The sequence below is a fragment of the Proteus penneri genome, from assembly GCF_022369495.1.
Classification (GTDB): domain Bacteria; phylum Pseudomonadota; class Gammaproteobacteria; order Enterobacterales; family Enterobacteriaceae; genus Proteus; species Proteus penneri.
The window spans coordinates 722,384-738,669 of sequence record NZ_CP059690.1; the positions used below are offsets into that span (position 1 = coordinate 722,384).

The 16,286-nt window shown below is 35.5% G+C and carries 21 protein-coding genes and 1 pseudogene; 19 read left to right on the top strand and 3 right to left on the bottom strand.

Annotation, left to right across the window (positions count from 1 at the left end):
• The first annotated feature begins 1 nt into the window (after position 1).
• The 10 genes and pseudogenes from H1225_RS03130 to H1225_RS03170 all read left to right on the top strand — a co-directional run bounded on the left by H1225_RS03130 (position 2) and on the right by H1225_RS03170 (position 4,618).
• Positions 2-508, top strand: a complete 507-nt coding sequence (locus H1225_RS03130) for a contact-dependent growth inhibition system immunity protein (RefSeq protein WP_109847471.1) — start codon at positions 2-4, stop codon at positions 506-508.
• 57 nt (positions 509-565) lie between these two features.
• Positions 566-1,105, top strand: a complete 540-nt coding sequence (locus H1225_RS03135) for an SMI1/KNR4 family protein (protein ID WP_237584398.1) — start codon at positions 566-568, stop codon at positions 1,103-1,105.
• Between the two features lie 196 nt (positions 1,106-1,301).
• Positions 1,302-1,574, top strand: a complete 273-nt coding sequence (locus tag H1225_RS03140; protein WP_322975547.1) for an endonuclease toxin domain-containing protein — start codon at positions 1,302-1,304, stop codon at positions 1,572-1,574.
• Between the two features lie 41 nt (positions 1,575-1,615).
• A pseudogene (locus H1225_RS18380) lies at positions 1,616-2,079 on the top strand (contact-dependent growth inhibition system immunity protein).
• 178 nt (positions 2,080-2,257) lie between these two features.
• Positions 2,258-2,428: a hypothetical protein gene (locus tag H1225_RS03150; RefSeq protein WP_157955970.1), complete on the top strand. Its 171-nt coding sequence runs from the start codon at positions 2,258-2,260 to the stop codon at positions 2,426-2,428.
• A 159-nt stretch (positions 2,429-2,587) separates the two neighbouring features.
• Positions 2,588-2,722, top strand: coding sequence for an endonuclease toxin domain-containing protein (locus H1225_RS18385; RefSeq protein WP_006537616.1), 135 nt, complete (start codon positions 2,588-2,590; stop codon positions 2,720-2,722).
• Positions 2,723-2,725: 3 nt separating this feature from the next.
• Positions 2,726-3,112, top strand: a complete 387-nt coding sequence (locus H1225_RS03155; protein WP_161707278.1) for a contact-dependent growth inhibition system immunity protein — start codon at positions 2,726-2,728, stop codon at positions 3,110-3,112.
• Between the two features lie 238 nt (positions 3,113-3,350).
• Complete coding sequence (cdiI, locus tag H1225_RS03160; protein ID WP_006537614.1) at positions 3,351-3,728, top strand: ribonuclease toxin immunity protein CdiI; 378 nt, start codon at positions 3,351-3,353, stop codon at positions 3,726-3,728.
• Between the two features lie 275 nt (positions 3,729-4,003).
• Positions 4,004-4,336, top strand: coding sequence for a zinc ABC transporter substrate-binding protein (locus H1225_RS03165; RefSeq protein WP_109847477.1), 333 nt, complete (start codon positions 4,004-4,006; stop codon positions 4,334-4,336).
• Positions 4,337-4,375: 39 nt separating this feature from the next.
• Positions 4,376-4,618: a hypothetical protein gene (locus H1225_RS03170; RefSeq protein ID WP_161669310.1), complete on the top strand. Its 243-nt coding sequence runs from the start codon at positions 4,376-4,378 to the stop codon at positions 4,616-4,618.
• Between the two features lie 114 nt (positions 4,619-4,732).
• On the opposite strand, the gene modE is transcribed toward H1225_RS03170, so the two are convergent.
• A complete protein-coding gene (gene modE / locus H1225_RS03175) occupies positions 4,733-5,524 on the bottom strand; it encodes a molybdenum-dependent transcriptional regulator (protein ID WP_161707277.1) in 792 nt (263 codons plus the stop codon).
• Positions 5,525-5,682: 158 nt separating this feature from the next.
• Between modE and H1225_RS03180 the strand changes: the two genes are divergently transcribed.
• The 4 genes from H1225_RS03180 (at position 5,683) to modC (ending at position 8,725) form a co-directional block, all read left to right on the top strand.
• Complete coding sequence (locus tag H1225_RS03180) at positions 5,683-5,826, top strand: AcrZ family multidrug efflux pump-associated protein (protein ID WP_071788544.1); 144 nt, start codon at positions 5,683-5,685, stop codon at positions 5,824-5,826.
• A gap of 360 nt (positions 5,827-6,186) precedes the next feature.
• A complete protein-coding gene (gene modA, locus H1225_RS03185; protein WP_239739442.1) occupies positions 6,187-6,957 on the top strand; it encodes a molybdate ABC transporter substrate-binding protein in 771 nt (256 codons plus the stop codon).
• Positions 6,958-6,974: 17 nt separating this feature from the next.
• Positions 6,975-7,667, top strand: coding sequence for a molybdate ABC transporter permease subunit (gene modB, locus H1225_RS03190; protein WP_239739683.1), 693 nt, complete (start codon positions 6,975-6,977; stop codon positions 7,665-7,667).
• On the top strand, positions 7,661-8,725 hold the full coding sequence (gene modC / locus H1225_RS03195) for a molybdenum ABC transporter ATP-binding protein ModC (protein WP_006537606.1): 1,065 nt from the start codon (positions 7,661-7,663) through the stop codon (positions 8,723-8,725). The genes modB and modC overlap by 7 nt, the downstream gene beginning before the upstream one ends.
• A 77-nt stretch (positions 8,726-8,802) precedes the next feature.
• On the opposite strand, the gene H1225_RS03200 is transcribed toward modC, so the two are convergent.
• On the bottom strand, positions 8,803-9,624 hold the full coding sequence (locus H1225_RS03200; RefSeq protein ID WP_006537605.1) for a pyridoxal phosphatase: 822 nt from the start codon (positions 9,622-9,624) through the stop codon (positions 8,803-8,805).
• A 149-nt stretch (positions 9,625-9,773) separates the two neighbouring features.
• Between H1225_RS03200 and pgl the strand changes: the two genes are divergently transcribed.
• Entirely contained in the window at positions 9,774-10,763 is a 990-nt protein-coding gene (gene pgl / locus H1225_RS03205) for a 6-phosphogluconolactonase (RefSeq protein ID WP_006537604.1), read from the top strand.
• A gap of 74 nt (positions 10,764-10,837) precedes the next feature.
• Here the strand turns inward: pgl and bioA are convergent, their stop codons facing one another.
• Positions 10,838-12,112, bottom strand: a complete 1,275-nt coding sequence (gene bioA, locus H1225_RS03210; protein WP_161669309.1) for an adenosylmethionine--8-amino-7-oxononanoate transaminase — start codon at positions 12,110-12,112, stop codon at positions 10,838-10,840.
• A 103-nt stretch (positions 12,113-12,215) separates the two neighbouring features.
• Between bioA and bioB the strand changes: the two genes are divergently transcribed.
• From bioB to bioD, 4 genes are read left to right on the top strand one after another with little or no spacing between them, the layout of a single operon-like run.
• Positions 12,216-13,253, top strand: a complete 1,038-nt coding sequence (bioB, locus tag H1225_RS03215; RefSeq protein WP_072062897.1) for a biotin synthase BioB — start codon at positions 12,216-12,218, stop codon at positions 13,251-13,253.
• Positions 13,253-14,416, top strand: coding sequence for an 8-amino-7-oxononanoate synthase (bioF, locus tag H1225_RS03220; RefSeq protein WP_006537599.1), 1,164 nt, complete (start codon positions 13,253-13,255; stop codon positions 14,414-14,416). The genes bioB and bioF overlap by 1 nt, the downstream gene beginning before the upstream one ends.
• Positions 14,391-15,155, top strand: coding sequence for a malonyl-ACP O-methyltransferase BioC (bioC, locus tag H1225_RS03225; RefSeq protein WP_109400701.1), 765 nt, complete (start codon positions 14,391-14,393; stop codon positions 15,153-15,155). The genes bioF and bioC overlap by 26 nt, the downstream gene beginning before the upstream one ends.
• Positions 15,148-15,831 (top strand): dethiobiotin synthase, encoded by a 684-nt coding sequence (gene bioD / locus H1225_RS03230; protein WP_006537597.1) that lies wholly within the window; start codon positions 15,148-15,150, stop codon positions 15,829-15,831. Before bioC ends, bioD begins: the two co-directional genes overlap by 8 nt.
• Positions 15,832-16,286: the final 455 nt, after the last annotated feature.

Sequence of the window (16,286 nt, forward strand, 5' to 3'; positions counted from 1 at the left end):
TATGTTTAAATTAAAAAATAATAAATTAAGAGCGAGTGTTTATTATAATGATGCTCATTATATTTTATTAACTTTTTCTGGCCACTCTATCTATATAATGGATCTAAAAAAAGGCTATAAAGTTTTACCTAATGATATTCTTGATGAAGAATTAGGTTATTATGCAAAAGTCGCACTGATTAAGAGCGAACAGATTAAAGGAAATTCAGATAAGTTTCATCAAATGTATAATGATAAAAAAACTTATCAAGATTGGATAAAAAAAATAATCAAAGAGTATGATTATAAAAATAAAACAGCACTTTTTAATAATATGAATAGATGTAGCTTAGAGCTTACAGATGATGAAATTACTATTAGTCCTCTAAACCATTTACGTATGGATCATTGGGTAGGTGAGGGAATACCCGATAGTGCAATTATTACATTAAAAACCAATTGTAGTGACGAGGATTTAGGTGCCTCAATAAAAGAAGCTTTTACGCGTTGTATTAGTCGTAGAGTTTAAATGGATACTAAATAAAACCACCTTATGCTAATTATGTGTAAGGTGATTTTTTATTATATGAATTTATCTATGAGTAATAATCAATTAATAAATCATTTACATTCTATCTATCCAGAACTTCTTATCAATATCCATAAAATAAAGGGGTATTCTGATGATGAGATAAGAAAAATTGAACGTTTATATCGTATTAATGTAACAGAGCAATTATATGATTTTCTAAGTTGTATGGGGCGTTGCAGTGGTGGTTTCTTTGGTGATTCCTCGTTGTTATTTTACCGTAATAGTTTCTCTGTTAGAGATCATGTGCAGTTTCAAATAGGTAGTTGTTCTGAGCTTTGTGGCATACAAAAACACGATTTATTAGATCAAAAACCTTTCTTTTTTTCGATAGAGTCAGAAACGCAATATCTATTTTTATTAACTTATTCAGATAATCCAAATAAAGTTTATCAGTATGATGAAAATGAAGAAGTGATAAAAAATACTCATTGGGATTTTAATGATTATCTAATGTATTTAATAGATAAATCAACAAGAAAGAATATAAATAATATTTTAAAATATGATTTTATTGGTGAGTTGATTGAAATCTAATGATGTAAAATTATATAGTTTAAATGGGTTATAAATAAAATCACCTTATTCTAATGATGTGTAAGGTGATTTTTTATCATATGAGTTTATTTATGAAAAATAATCAATTAATAAATGATTTACATTCTATCTATCCAGAAATTCTTATCAATATCCATAAAATAAAGGGGTATTCTGATGATGAGATAAAGTAGCAATAAGTGCAAAAAGCCTAGATACTCAAACGATGAGTAAACTTAATCGACCAAAACAAATTTATAATACAATTAAAGGTAATATAGATGATGTTGCAAAATTTGAAGGTCATAGATTGTCAGGAGTCAATTTACATTCAGAAATGATAGCAAAACGAGAAATTTGGCTTGCCGTACCACAATCGACAACAAAGGCTCAATGGATTGAAATTAACCGTGCGGTAGCTTATGGAAAAAGTATGAATATTGAAATAAAAATAACGCAGGTAAAATGATGACGTTTATTAACGATAATGAGTATTGTGCTTTGATAGTAATGACAGATAAATTTTTTTGCTTAAATACTGAATCTGGCTATGGGCTAATGACAATCGATCCGAATTTTTCATCAATTATACTTTCTTTAACGTGTTCAAATAAGAAGCTTGGTGAAAGTTTAATTAAAGTTTTAGAAAATAGTCGAACTCAGCTCAAAGATGAGGAATATGATAAACTCTTTAAAAAGGAAAATATAAAAAAAACTGGAATTCATGGTTAGAATTATTACGGTATAAATATGATTATCGCTCAAAACGCCAACTTTTAGCTAATATGCTAAACTGTTCTATTTATCTTTCTAATAACAAAATATTAATTTTACCTTCTTACCATTCAAGTCTTGAAGGGTGGGAAGGAATTGGGGCATCCCATAAGGTTATTTTATCGTTAGATAGCTCATTTGATGAGATAGGTTCGGGTATTCGTCTTGCATTTAGTCGGTGTACTACTAAGAAATTTTAATTTAACGAAAGTGAGAATCCTGTAAAATTGAAATGTAATATATATGTAAATTTTAGGTAATGGATACTAAAATAATTAAATAATTTGATTTTGAATTAAAAAGATTGGAATGTTTCTTTTTGAAGCCCTTAATGAATTATATGAAGACCATCCAGTAGGATATGAAGGAAAAACCAAAATGGGTGACTATTTTCGTTTTATTGTTCCAACTATTTATGCAACGATAGAGGATATTCCTGAAGAGCTAAGAAAATATATTGTAGTCTCTGATAGTCTTGATTTTACCAAAGATAGATTGCTCGATAACAATAAAATTAGCGATTATTTCACTCGCATGTATTCAGAGTAAATAACTTAGCTACTAATTTTTTATAAAAATATTAATTAAATAAAAAACTGTTGCTTAATATTATTCTAAAGATAATGGTTAGGTGATTTTTTTTATTTTAAAAATACTTAAATAGATAAATATTCTGGAGAAAAAGAAGAGCTTAGATTTTATCAATTGATGTTAAATCAAAAAAATCTAGAATTAGGTGTTCCTGCAAGAACAACCAAAGAACAATGGGATGTAATAAATAATTTTATTAAAAATGCATCATCAGAAAATATAAAAGTTAATATCACTATTATAGAGGAATAATTAATGCTTTTATCTAAAAAAAGTGAACTAGAGGCAAGTGTTTATTACAATGGTAATTACTATATTTTAGTCACCTTTTCTGGATGCTCAATTTATATAATGGATTTAAAAAAAGGCTATAAAGTTTTACCTAATGATTTTCTTGATGAAGAATTAGGTTATTATGCAAAAGTCGCACCGATTAAGAGCGAACAGATTAAAGTAAATTTAGCTACAGTAGATAAATTTATCCAGAAAATAGGAATTTCAGGTGGTCATAATGCTAATGTATTTTACAATGTTGTAAAGGATAAAAATTTGAAAATTATAAAAGAGATCCCAACAAATGTGCGAGGGATAATATATATGAATATAAAATACCTGCGAAGCATCCTCAAACTGGAGAAATAACTCATTATAAAGGTAATGGCGCTCAACCTTTTAAAAAAACAATTTATGATCCCAAGATTTTTTCTGACTAAAAAATACTTGAATTAGGTCAAAAAGCAGCGGCTAATGGATATAAGAATGCGTTAGATAAAGAATTGCAATCCTATGATGCAATGTCAGAAGGCATTACTTTTAGAGTATATTTAGATAAAGAAACAAAGATGGTTACTAACTTCCATCCTAAGTAGGAGCATTATTGATGAAATATTTATTTGAATTACCCTATGAAAAGAGTGAGCCTAATTGGACTATAAAAAGTTATTTTGATCTTATATATAATGAAGGTTGTTTTTTAGATGCTGTTTCTAATATTGTTCAAAAAGAATCTTTTGCCCTTGATGGAATATATTGCTTTTTTCCAGATATGAATAGTGCTGATGTATCTGATCATTTTTTAGGTGTTAAATTTGGAGTAGGATATCCTCTAACAGATAAAGATATTGTTATTGTAAGCGAAGATACTTGTTATCAATTTATTAGATTATCTTGTGAAAAGTATTTGTTAAAGCATCCTGAAGATAAGATAAAAATTAAAATGTTGCTATCAAAAAATAGATTAAATCACTTTAGTTTATAAATGAAAAACCATTTACGTATGGATAATTTTTCAGGTGATTTATTACGATTACAAAATATTAGCTTTGATATGGAGTTTAAAATCACAAATGTTTACTTACGATTAAATCATTAAGTTGGAAAAAATATATCTAATAATGCAATTTACATTAAAAAGCAATTGTAGTGACGAGGTTTTAGGCGTCTCAATAAAAGAAGCTTTTACGCGTTGTATTAGTTGTGAAGCTTAATTAACTGACATTATATTCATAATGTTTTTTTAAGAGATAAAAAATAATGACTAAAAATGAAATATACATAGATATGATGTATTGGATTTTACCTCAATTAAGAAATATTCAGTCCAGAGGAATGATAGCAAAAGCAAAAGATAAATCTTGTTATTATGAATTACAGTTAATTCATAATTTACCAAAAAAAATACTTAATCAAAATTTTGATGAAAGTGATATTTCATTTTTAAACTTTCAAGCTAAAACATATACTGAAAAATGCAGTTCAAAAATAAGTATATTATATGATGGCAATATAAAGTATATAAAAATGTTATTTAATTTGGTCCCTAATGAATTACGTCATCAATTACGATGGGATGGGCCTGTTATCTAGAGCTTTTTATAATGTTATTCATAAATTAAAGGAAAAAAGATGATCGATTCTAACTTTGAAATTGATTTTGTAAGTGACAATAAATATGAGAATATTACTGTTGAAATTTCATATAAAAAACAAATACTTTGTCAATTAAATAAAGATAGTGGAGCCGATAACATAGAAATTGAATTTTTTAATGATAGTCGGTGTTTAAGTGAAGATGTGAAGCATAAATTTAATTTAGATAATTTTATGGCCATTTTGAATAGTGCCAAATTAGATTTAATTAATGCCTAAAATTATTCCATATTCAATTTTTAAAATATAAATATAACCATCACTTAATATTTTTACTAAAACACTAACTAAGTGATGGTTTTATTTTTTAATAAAAAGCAACCATGCTAATAATTAACACAGTGTGGCAATAATGACCTGATCGGCATTAAACAAAGCCGTTACGCTGTCATTAATATGCAGTTTTTGCTCTTTAACATGTTGATTAGAACAAGTGGCACACACTTCTTGTCCACCTTCTAATGTCACTACTAATTCACTGTTTTCATTGCCCGTCTCAATTTGAGTTAAGATACCTGACAAGGCATTGTCATATTGCTGTGTTAAAGATGAGCCTTTTTCAATATTGACCCATGGCGCTTTAATTAAGATCAGTACTTCTTTACCTTTTTTAAGCCCTAGGCGATCTGCACTTTTTTCCGTTAAGGCTGCATGAATGATGGTTTTTTTATCAGACAGTTGAACATTAACATGTTGCTGAACTTGTAAGTTATCACGCTCAATAATGGTACCGAAAAATTGGTTTCTTGCGCTGGTTTGTAATGAGAAACGAGAAATAGCTGCTAACAGGCTATCAAGAGGAAGTGAGTCGTCTTTCAATACATCAAAGGCTTTTTGCTGAATTTGACCTAGCAGATCGTAAAGTTGAAGTAAACGCTCACAATAATGTGTCAGTGTTGCACCGCCACCACCTTTCCCCCCTGTTGCTCTATCAACAAGAAGTTCGTCTGCGAGTTGATTCATTTCATTGATGGCATCCCAAGCACTTTTATAACTAATGCCTGCCATTTTTGCCCCTTGGCTAATAGAACCTGTCGCTTTGATCTGTTTTAATAATGCAATACGACGAGGATCGGCAAAGAGCTTATCTTGAAGTTTAAGTGTTAATAATATTTCTGCTTGCATAATGATAGGCTTCTTCTTTTTTGTGTGTTTATCGCATTTTTTGTGCCGACACAAAGCGATAATTCTCTAGAATATATACAACTATAGCGTTATTATTCGTTATTCGTGAAGAAATGCCAACTCTGGCTTTCCGAATATACCATGATAAAGAGGTTATCATGCTTGAATTATTGAAAAGTTTAGGGTTCGCTCTCTTGATGGTACCTGTTGTAATGGTACTTATTATGGGCATCATTTATGGTTTAGGTGAAGTGTTTAACTTGATTTCACCAAGTCAGCCAAAAGCAGACAAAAAATCATAATTTTCCCTTCCTGATTTAGAATAGCCCTTTATCTTAAAGGGCTATTTTTTTACTCGCCATATTCGTCATACTTCAAGCCACAGCGTTGTTTACTGTGTTCATTCGCACTGTCACATACTTATGTATGCTCCCAGTGACTCATTCACTTGTCGCCTAGCTGTGACTTGAATTATTTAGAGTATCTATTCACTCATTTCATATTGTTGTGTTGTTTATTGCGCTTCTATCTCTATTTTTTGCCTCTATTTTTATGGTTATATTTATTGATATATAACCAGTTTCTAACATCTAATCCTTTCATTTCACGCTATATCTTGATATATACAGCGTGGTTATCCTTAATTTAAGTGGAATTAGAACATGAAAAAATTATCAGGTAAGTTACTTGCTGGTGCGGTTATCTCTTTTGCTTTAGTGAGTCAAAGTTTCGCATCGGAAAAAGTAACGGTATTTGCTGCCGCTTCTCTTACCAATGCTCTTAATGAAATTTCGGCACAATATAAGCAAGAAAAGAAAACTGAAGTGGTTGCATCTTATGCATCTTCTTCAACATTGGCTCGTCAAATTGAGCAAGGTGCACTTGCAAATCTGTTTATTTCAGCAGATCAGCAGTGGATGGATTACGTAATCGATAAAGATTTAATGGTTGCGGATTCACGCCATACACTATTAGGTAATGATTTAGTACTCATTGCCCCTAAAGATAGCAAATTAAATGACGTTGTTATTAATAAGGAAACCAAATGGAAATCCTTACTTAATGGTGGAAAACTTGCTGTTGGCGATCCGGACCATGTGCCTGTTGGTATCTATGCAAAAGAATCATTAGAATATTTAGGTGCATGGGATACAGTAAGCCCAGATATGGCTCGTACTAATAACGTGCGTAGCGGTATGGCGCTGGTTGAGCGTGATGAAGCACCATTAGGTATCGTATACGGTTCTGATGCAGTTGCGAGTGATAAAGTGAAAGTGGTCGGCGTATTCCCAGCTGATAGCCACAAACCTGTTGAGTATCCAATGGCAGTTGTAAAAGGTCAGGACAATAAAGCAGTTCGTGATTTTTATGACTATCTGAAAACACCTCAAGCCGCAGAAATCTTTAAGAAATACGGCTTTAGTCCACTGTAGGAATTATACTTTTGGAGATGTTAAGTGAATACGAATGGCAAGCCATCATACTAAGCCTTAAGGTATCGACTGTTGCAGTTATTATTAGTCTACCTTTTGGTATTTTTATGGCTTGGCTTTTAGTTAGGGTACGTTTTCCCGGTAAATCATTGCTTGATAGCATTATCCATTTACCTTTAGTTCTACCTCCTGTTGTAGTCGGTTATCTTTTACTGATCAGTATGGGGAGACGCGGATTTATTGGTGAATGGTTATATGACTGGTTTGGTTTTAGCTTTACCTTTAGTTGGCGAGGCGCAGCACTTGCATCTGCAGTGGTTGCATTTCCATTGATGGTAAGAGCGATCAGATTAGCATTAGAAGCCGTCGATCAACGAATGGAACAAGCAGCGAGAACTTTAGGTGCTTCACCGTTGCGTGTCTTTTTTACCATAACGTTACCTTTGTCTATTCCAGGGATCATCGCAGGCATTGTGTTGGCATTTGCGCGCTCATTGGGAGAATTTGGCGCAACAATCACTTTCGTCTCCAATATTCCAGGGGAAACAAGAACTATCCCTCTGGCAATGTATACTTTGATTGAAACACCTGGTGCGGAAATGGATGCTGCCCGTTTATGTGTCATTGCAATTATTTTGGCGCTCGTCTCTTTAATGGCTTCAGAGTGGCTAACTCGTTGGGGTCGTAAAAGATTGGGGGGCGTATGCTAGAGATGAATTTTAAACAGACGCTAGGATCACTGCGTCTGGAAGTCAATACTGAACTGCCAACAGAAAGTATTACTGCAGTTTTTGGTTTATCTGGCGCGGGTAAAACCTCACTGATTAATGTAATTGGTGGCTTAACCAAACCCGATTCAGGGCGCATCGTATTAAATAATCACACACTGGTTGATACTGAAAAGAAGATTTATCTGCCACCTGAAAAACGTAAAGTGGGTTATGTATTCCAAGATGCTCGACTGTTTCCTCATTATACAGTAAGAGGAAATTTGCTTTATGGTATGTCTCCAACAATGAAAGTGCAGTTTGATCGCATTATTCATTTGTTAGGTATCGAACATTTACTCTCACGTTTCCCGATAACACTATCAGGTGGTGAAAAACAGCGTGTTGCCATAGGGCGAGCATTGTTAACAGCGCCAGATATTATGCTAATGGACGAGCCGTTAGCCTCGCTTGATTTACCGCGTAAACGCGAGTTACTGCCGTATTTAGAAAAGCTCTCACAAGATGTACAAATTCCTATTTTGTATGTGAGCCATAGTCTTGATGAAATTATTCGACTTGCAGATAACGTTATTGTGATGGATGCAGGAAAAATTAAGGCGACAGGTAAGCTGGAAGATGTATGGGCAAGCAGTGCATTACGTCCATGGTTACAAAAAGAGACATTAAGCAGTATCGCCAATGTGATGGTGGTAGAACACCATAGTCATTACGATATGACAGCAACGGCTTTTGGTAACCAAGTGCTGTGGTTACCTCAAATCGAGGCTAAAATTGGTCGTGATGTGCGTGTCCGTATTGATGCTTCTGATGTGTCATTAACCACGAGTCGTCCATCAAATAGCAGTATTCGTAATATTTTGCATATGAAAGTGGTTGAAACCATTAAAAATGATGGTCAAGTCGATGTAAAGCTTGTCAATGATGGTAATTATTTATGGGCAAGGATCACGCCTTGGGCAAAAGATGAATTGAATATTCAAGAAGGGCAATGGCTTTATGCGCAAATTAAGAGTATTTCCCTAAGCCGCCATCTTTGATTCATTCGTTATATGTGCTGATAAAAAAGACCTCATTTTAAATGAGGTCTTTTCCTTTTGGGGAGGTAAAAATAAAACTAAGACAAAATATATTTGTGAATAGTTTCTGCAATACCCGGCTGCGAATTCACTTTGGTGACCATTTTCGCACGTGCTTTCACTTCATCTGAAGCATTACCCATTGCAACACCTAAACCAACATGTTCTAACATGCTAAGATCATTAAAATTATCACCAAAGGCAATAACATCACTCATATTCATCCCATTCGCTTCAACCCAGCGTTGCAAACGACGACCTTTACTGTTGCCTTTTTTAGCGATATCAACTTGATCAACCCAAGACCATTCACACTCTAAGCCGACTTGTTGTTCAATTTTTTCAACTAATGCGTGTAGTTCATCGTGAGCAGGCGTTGTTGTGGCAATTTTCCAAATGGCATTAACATCATGCATTGCTTTATAAAAATCATCGACTTTAACGAGATTGGGGCGCTGTGCAATGGGAAGGGTATCTGCCCAATTAAGAGTGCGTTGTACTGCTGCAGTAAGTTGGTCGTACATCATTGCATCGTCAGCATAAACTAAATGGTGTACATTTGTTTGCTTAACGAGATCTAATACTGCTCTGGTTTCTTGAGTGGTTAATGGATCGGATTCCAGTACTTTTTTACCAATATAGTCATAAAGGTAAGTCCCATTACAGCAAATTGCAGGGGTGTCAAGATCGAGTGCCTGATAGAATGGATGGATAGCAACATGATGACGACCTGTTACAATTAAGACTTTAACACCTGCTTTTCTTGCAAGATTGAGTGCTTCTAAAGATTCTGGCAGGATACGTTTTTGGTCATCAAGCAGTGTGCCATCAAGATCCAATGCAATAACGCGATATGACATAAATAAGCCCCTTGATAGTATTAAGATGCAATGTTGCTGATGGTACACGTTAACTAATAAAAGATAAACTAGCTTAATCGTGACAGGTTATCGTTAGTTACTCTATTATTCTTTATAAATCAATGGGTAATCGATTTTAAGGAGAAGGGATGAAACAGGTAGTCTACGTAGCAAGTCCAGAGAGTCAACAAATCCATGTTTATGCATTAAACGCTGAAGGTGAAATGGATTTATTGCAGGTTGTAGAGATTGCAGGGCAAGTACAACCGATGATTGCAAGTGCAGATGGAAAATACCTTTATGTCGGTATTCGACCTCATTTTAGTGTGGTGACATTTGCGATTGCTGCCGATGGTCAGTTAGAACAAAAGGCTATCACTTCCATTCCAAGTACTCCTGTTCATTTATGCTTAGATAAAACGGGGCGTTTCTTATTTGTACCTTCTTATCATCAAGGTAATTTAGCTGTTTTACCTATTAATGATAAGGGTATCCCTCAATCACCTATCCAAATTATTGAAGGATTAAATAAACCTCACTCATCTAATATTGATTGGAATAATAAACAACTGATTGTGCCTTGTTTAGGTGAAGATCATATTCGTTTATTTAATTTATCAGAAGAGGGGCGTTTAACAGAAGCAGGTACTGAAGAGCTGACAACAGCACAAAATGCAGGGCCTCGCCATATGGCATTCCATCCTAATGGTAATGTGTTTTATTGCCTTAATGAATTAGATGCGACAATCAATGTTTATCGTCGCATGGGAGATTTATACCGTTTAATGCAAACGGTTGATATTGTTCCTGAAACATTTAACAGTACTCGTTGGGCATCAGATATTCATATCACGCCTGATGGGCGTTTTCTTTATGCTAGCGAACGCTCTGAAAGCTTTATTTGTGCGATGGCAATCTCTGAGGCTGGCGATTATCTACAACCTGTAGGCTATTATCCAACACAAACACAGCCTCGTGGTTTTAATCTTGATAATACAGGTAATTACTTGATTTCTTGTGGTCAAAAATCAGATTTTGCGTCTGTTTCTCGGATTGATAAACATACGGGTGCCTTAACAGAATTAGCGTGTTATCCAGTAGGTAAAGGCGCAATGTGGGTTACTGTTGTGACGAAATAACTATCACAGTATAAAAGTTACTGAAAACCTCTAGCAAAACATTACCTTACTAGAGGTTTATTTGAATGAAAGATTTATGAGAGATTAACCACTTTCTCAATAGCTTGAGTGAGTTTAGTCAGGCTTGCTGGTGGCATAATAAATGGTGGCATAATATAAATCAGCTTACCAAAAGGTCTGATCCAAACCCCTTCTTCTACAAAGATTTTTTGTAATTTTGCCATATTAACGGGCTCGTTCATTTCGACCACACCAATCGCACCTAACACTCGCACATCTTTGACACTTTTTACCTGTTTTAATGGCAGGAGCTCTTTTTTAAGTTGGGCTTCAAGTTGTGCAACTTGATTTACCCAATCGCCTTTTTCTATTAGAGACAAACTGGCATCAGCAACAGCACAAGCTAAAGGATTTCCCATATAAGTAGGGCCATGCATAAAGCATCCTGCATCACCTTGGCTGATGGTTTCGGCAATATGACGTGTAGTTAAGGTAGCAGATAAGGTCATATAACCGCCCGTTAAGGCTTTACCTACACACATAATATCAGGAGAAATTCCAGCGTGCTCACAAGCAAAAAGCTTACCTGTTCGGCCAAAACCCGTGGCAATTTCATCTGCAATTAATAACACATCAAATTCAGTACACAATGCTCTTGCGTGTTTCAAATATTCAGGATGATAAATTCGCATTCCACCCGCGCCTTGAACAATGGGTTCAAGCATAACGGCGGCAATTTCTTGATGATGTTGCTCTAGTGTTGAGTGTAATGAGTGGATATCAGTGGGATCCCATTCTTCATAAAAGCCTGTTTTGGGTGCATCCACAAAGAGATGATTAGGCAAGTAACCTTTGTACAGACTGTGCATGGAGTTATCTGGATCACACACTGACATCGCGCCAAAAGTATCACCATGATAGCCCTGCTTTAGCGCCACAATACGTTGACGTTTTTCACCTTTAGCCTGCCAAAATTGCAAGGCCATTTTCAGTGCGACTTCAACAGCAACTGAACCTGAGTCTGCTAAGAATATACATTCAAGAGGCTCTGGTGTTATCGCCAATAATTTACGACAAAGTGATACTGCTGGGGGATGAGTAATGCCACCAAACATCACATGAGACATATTGCTTAGCTGTGTTGTAACGGCATTATTAAGTTCTGGGTGATTATATCCATGAATTGCAGCCCACCATGAAGACATTCCATCAATTAGTTTTCTACCATCAGCCAAGACTAATTCAACGCCTTTTGCACTGACGATAGGGTAAGCAGGTAACGGATTACTCATCGAGGTGTATGGATGCCAAATGTGGCGTAAATCGAAAGCGATATCTTCAGGTGTCATTCTATTTTTCACTTAATCATGTAAACCAATGGTGATCAATTTTAGTTGACATGATAACCCTATTATTTAAACTGGCAATCACTTTTAAACAGGAGATTGTATTGTGAGCACATTAAAACGCTGGACATTAAAAGAAGCCAGAGCACTGTTTGATATGCCATTTTTAGATTTGGTTTTTCAAGCACAACAAGTGCATCGTCAACATTTTGACCCTTCACAGATCCAAGTCAGTACATTGCTTTCTATCAAAACAGGAGCTTGTCCTGAAGATTGTAAATATTGTGCTCAAAGTGCGCGCTATAAAACCGGATTAGAAAAAGAGCGTTTAATGGAAGTGCAGCAAGTGATTGAATCAGCAAAAAAAGCGAAAGCAGCGGGTTCAACGCGTTTTTGTATGGGAGCAGCTTGGAAAAACCCGCATGAACGTGACATGCCTTATCTTGAACAGATGGTGAAAGAAGTCAAAGCATTAGGCATGGAAACCTGTATGACTTTGGGGAAGTTAGATGATTCACAAGCTAACCGATTAGCAGATGCAGGGCTGGATTTTTATAACCACAACCTTGATACCTCACCTGAATTTTACGGCAGTATTGTGACAACACGGACCTATCAAGATCGCTTAGATACGCTTGATAAAGTGCGCAATGCGGGTATTAAAGTGTGTTCTGGCGGAATTTTAGGGTTAGGCGAGGAAGTTAAAGATCGCGCTGCAATGTTGGTGCAATTAGCCAATTTGCCACAACCGCCAGAAAGTGTGCCGATTAATATGTTAGCCAAAATTAAAGGTACGCCATTAGCTGATAATGAAGATGTCGATCCCTTTGATTTTATTCGTACTATCGCCGTTGCTCGTATCATGATGCCTCGCTCTTATGTACGCCTTTCTGCCGGTCGTGAGCAAATGAGTGAACAAACACAAGCATTCTGCTTTATGGCTGGAGCGAACTCTATTTTTTATGGTTGCAAATTGTTAACAACAACCAATCCAACTGAAGATAAAGATCACCAATTATTCCGTAAATTAGGCTTAAATCCTGAACGATTAGCAGTATCTATGGGTGACAATCAGCAAGAAGAAGCTTTGATGCAAGCGGTTGCCAATAAAGACACTGAACAATTTTATAATGCGGCACTGTAATGAGTTGGCAAACCTATTTAGATGAACAACTTAATGGGCGTAGAAATACGCCATTATGGCGAAAACGCAACGTGATCAAACAGGTGAAGGGGCGTTTTTTGATCACAATATCAGGTGAAAAGTACCTTAATTTTTCAGGTAATGATTATTTAGGTATCAGCCAACATGCGGACGTCATTAAAGCATGGCAACAAGGTGCTGATGAGTATGGTGTAGGTAGCGGTGGATCAGGGCATATCACTGGATTTACACAAGCTCATGCACAGTTAGAACAGCATCTTGCAGATTGGCTAGGTTACGATAATGCATTGTTATTTTCATCCGGTTATAGTGCTAACCAAGGTGTTATTTCGGCATTACTTGAAAAAGACGATGCTATTATTGCGGATAAACTTTGCCATGCCTCGTTAATGGAAGCCGCTGTATTATCACCCGCTATATTATGGCGTTTTTTACACAATTCTTCTGATTCTTTATTTCAACGACTTAATAAAACGTCGGCTAGTAAAACCTTGGTGGTTACAGAAGGGGTATTTAGCATGGATGGAGATCAAGCCCCATTAACAGAAATAGCAACAATAAGCCGACAACATGATGCATGGTTAATGGTCGATGACGCACACGGTATTGGTGTTTTAGGTAAAGAAGGTCGAGGTAGTTGTGATGAAGCGGGTATCAAACCTGAGCTATTAGTGGTGACTTTTGGTAAGGCTTTTGGTGTCAGTGGGGCGGCAGTGCTTTGTAACAAGTCAACAGCGGAATTTTTTGAACAATACGCACGCCATCTTATTTACAGTACATCAATGCCACCTGCACAGGCAGTTGCGTTACATTCAGCACTCAATATGATTAAACAAGCTGATGGTGAGCGAGCATACCTTCAACAATTAATTGATACCTTTCGCCAAGGTGTTGTTTCGCTTCCTATTAAATTATTGCCTTCACAAACGGCTATTCAGCCATTAATTATCGGTGATGAGCAATTATGCCAAACACTTTCAGATTATCTGCAATCTAAAGGTCTATGGGTAAAGGCAATTTTTCCTCCTACTGTACCGCCTCAAAGTGCACGCTTACGAATAACGTTAACCACTCGCCATCATCTTTCAGATATTAAGCTGTTAATCGAGACGCTTCATGCATTCTTTAGTCAAAACAGATAAACAACGTATAGCCCAAACATTTGGTAAAGCTGCGGTTCATTACGATAATCACGCCAATATTCAGCGCTATAGCGGTAATAAATTAATGGATTTAGCGCGTTATGATAGTGGCAAAATTGTCTTAGATGCAGGATGCGGAACAGGATATTTCAGCCAAAAATGGAAACAACAAGGCAAGTTTGTTATTGCACTTGATCTGTCACACACCATGCTACAAGTGGCAAAACAACAACAGCGGGCTGATGGTTACTTACAAAGTGATATCGAGCATTGTGCAATTACGCCACAAAGTGTGGATATCGTGTTTAGTAATTTAGCGATGCAATGGTGTGATGATTTATCTGTTGCGATTAACTCACTCATGAAAGCAGTAAATAAAAAAGGTGCACTTTATTTCTCAACACTCACTACGTTGACACTGCAAGAAGTCAGAGAGGCTTGGCAATCTCTTGATCAACATCCGCATGTTAATCCTTTTTTATCGCTTCACGATATTAAGAAAGCGTGTTGTGGCTTTCATTGCCAATTTTCTACTGAAACGGTTACAGAACATTATGATTCATTACATGCGTTGTTTGCTTCTTTAAAGGGCGTTGGCGCCAATTTTGTGCAAGGAGATCGACAAAAAGGGTTGATGACACGACAAAAATTTCGTGCGCTAGAAAATGTATGGAAAACAGAATCAGGTAAATATTTACTCACTTATCAAATTGTTATAGGAAAAATATCATATGGCTAAGACATGGTTTTTAACAGGTACAGATACAGAAGTGGGTAAAACTGTAGTTAGTAGTGCACTATTGCAATGTGCGGGGCATCAAGGGTATCAAACCGTAGGCTATAAGCCTGTTGCTTCGGGAAGTGAGTGGCTAAATGAAGGTTTACGTAATTCAGATGCACTGACACTGCAAAAATTCAGTACAGTAAAGTTAGATTATCACCGTATTAATCCTTACTGTTTTGAAACGCCAACATCGCCACATATTGTTAGCCAAGAAATAAAACAGCCTATTGATTTTAATGTGATGTCAGAAGGGTTGTCTTATTTAAAGCAACAAGCTGATTGGGTTTTAGTCGAAGGCGCTGGTGGTTGGTTTACCCCACTGTCAGAAAACTATTTTTTCTCTGATTGGGTTATCAATGAAAAGCTACCTGTTATTTTGACTGTGGGTGTTAAATTGGGTTGCATTAATCATGCGTTATTAACGCAACAAGCAATTATTCAGTCTGGTTTAACATTGGCTGGCTGGGTTGCAAATGAAGTTGAACCTGCGGGGCGATATCAAAAAGAATATCTGGCAACATTAAAACAGCATATTAACGCACCATTTTTAGGCAAAATACCCTACTTAAACGAAGTAAAAGAGCATAATTTTACTTCTTATCTCGATCTTTCCTGTTTAAAACTAAGTTGATAGGCGGTTATTAAGTAAATTATAAAAGTCTATTTTTTATACTAATAAAAAAATAAAAAAAATAAATTCAGTCAATTTTTAGGGATATTTTAAGGTAGAAAAAAAGACGTAACCTACCGAGAGATAACAACTTTGTACAGTTATCCACTATTCCTGTGGATAACCTTGTGTATTACCATTATAAAAATACGCTGAATAGAGAGAATACAAGGCATTGCTAAAGATTGGTGTTATTCTCAACTTTTATTTTTAATTCTTATATATCAATTAATTAAATAAAATCAATAGAGGAAGTGGTGTTGGTGTGTCTCTTGGAATAATTCACAAAAAAGGGGTTGCCTTTTTGAAAAAAATTCAGTTCCAAAACTGGGGATAACTTATGCTAATTATTCAGACAAATTTTGTGAGATAGAGATTGAAGCTGGATTTTTATCCAGTATCATAAGGAGTGTCAG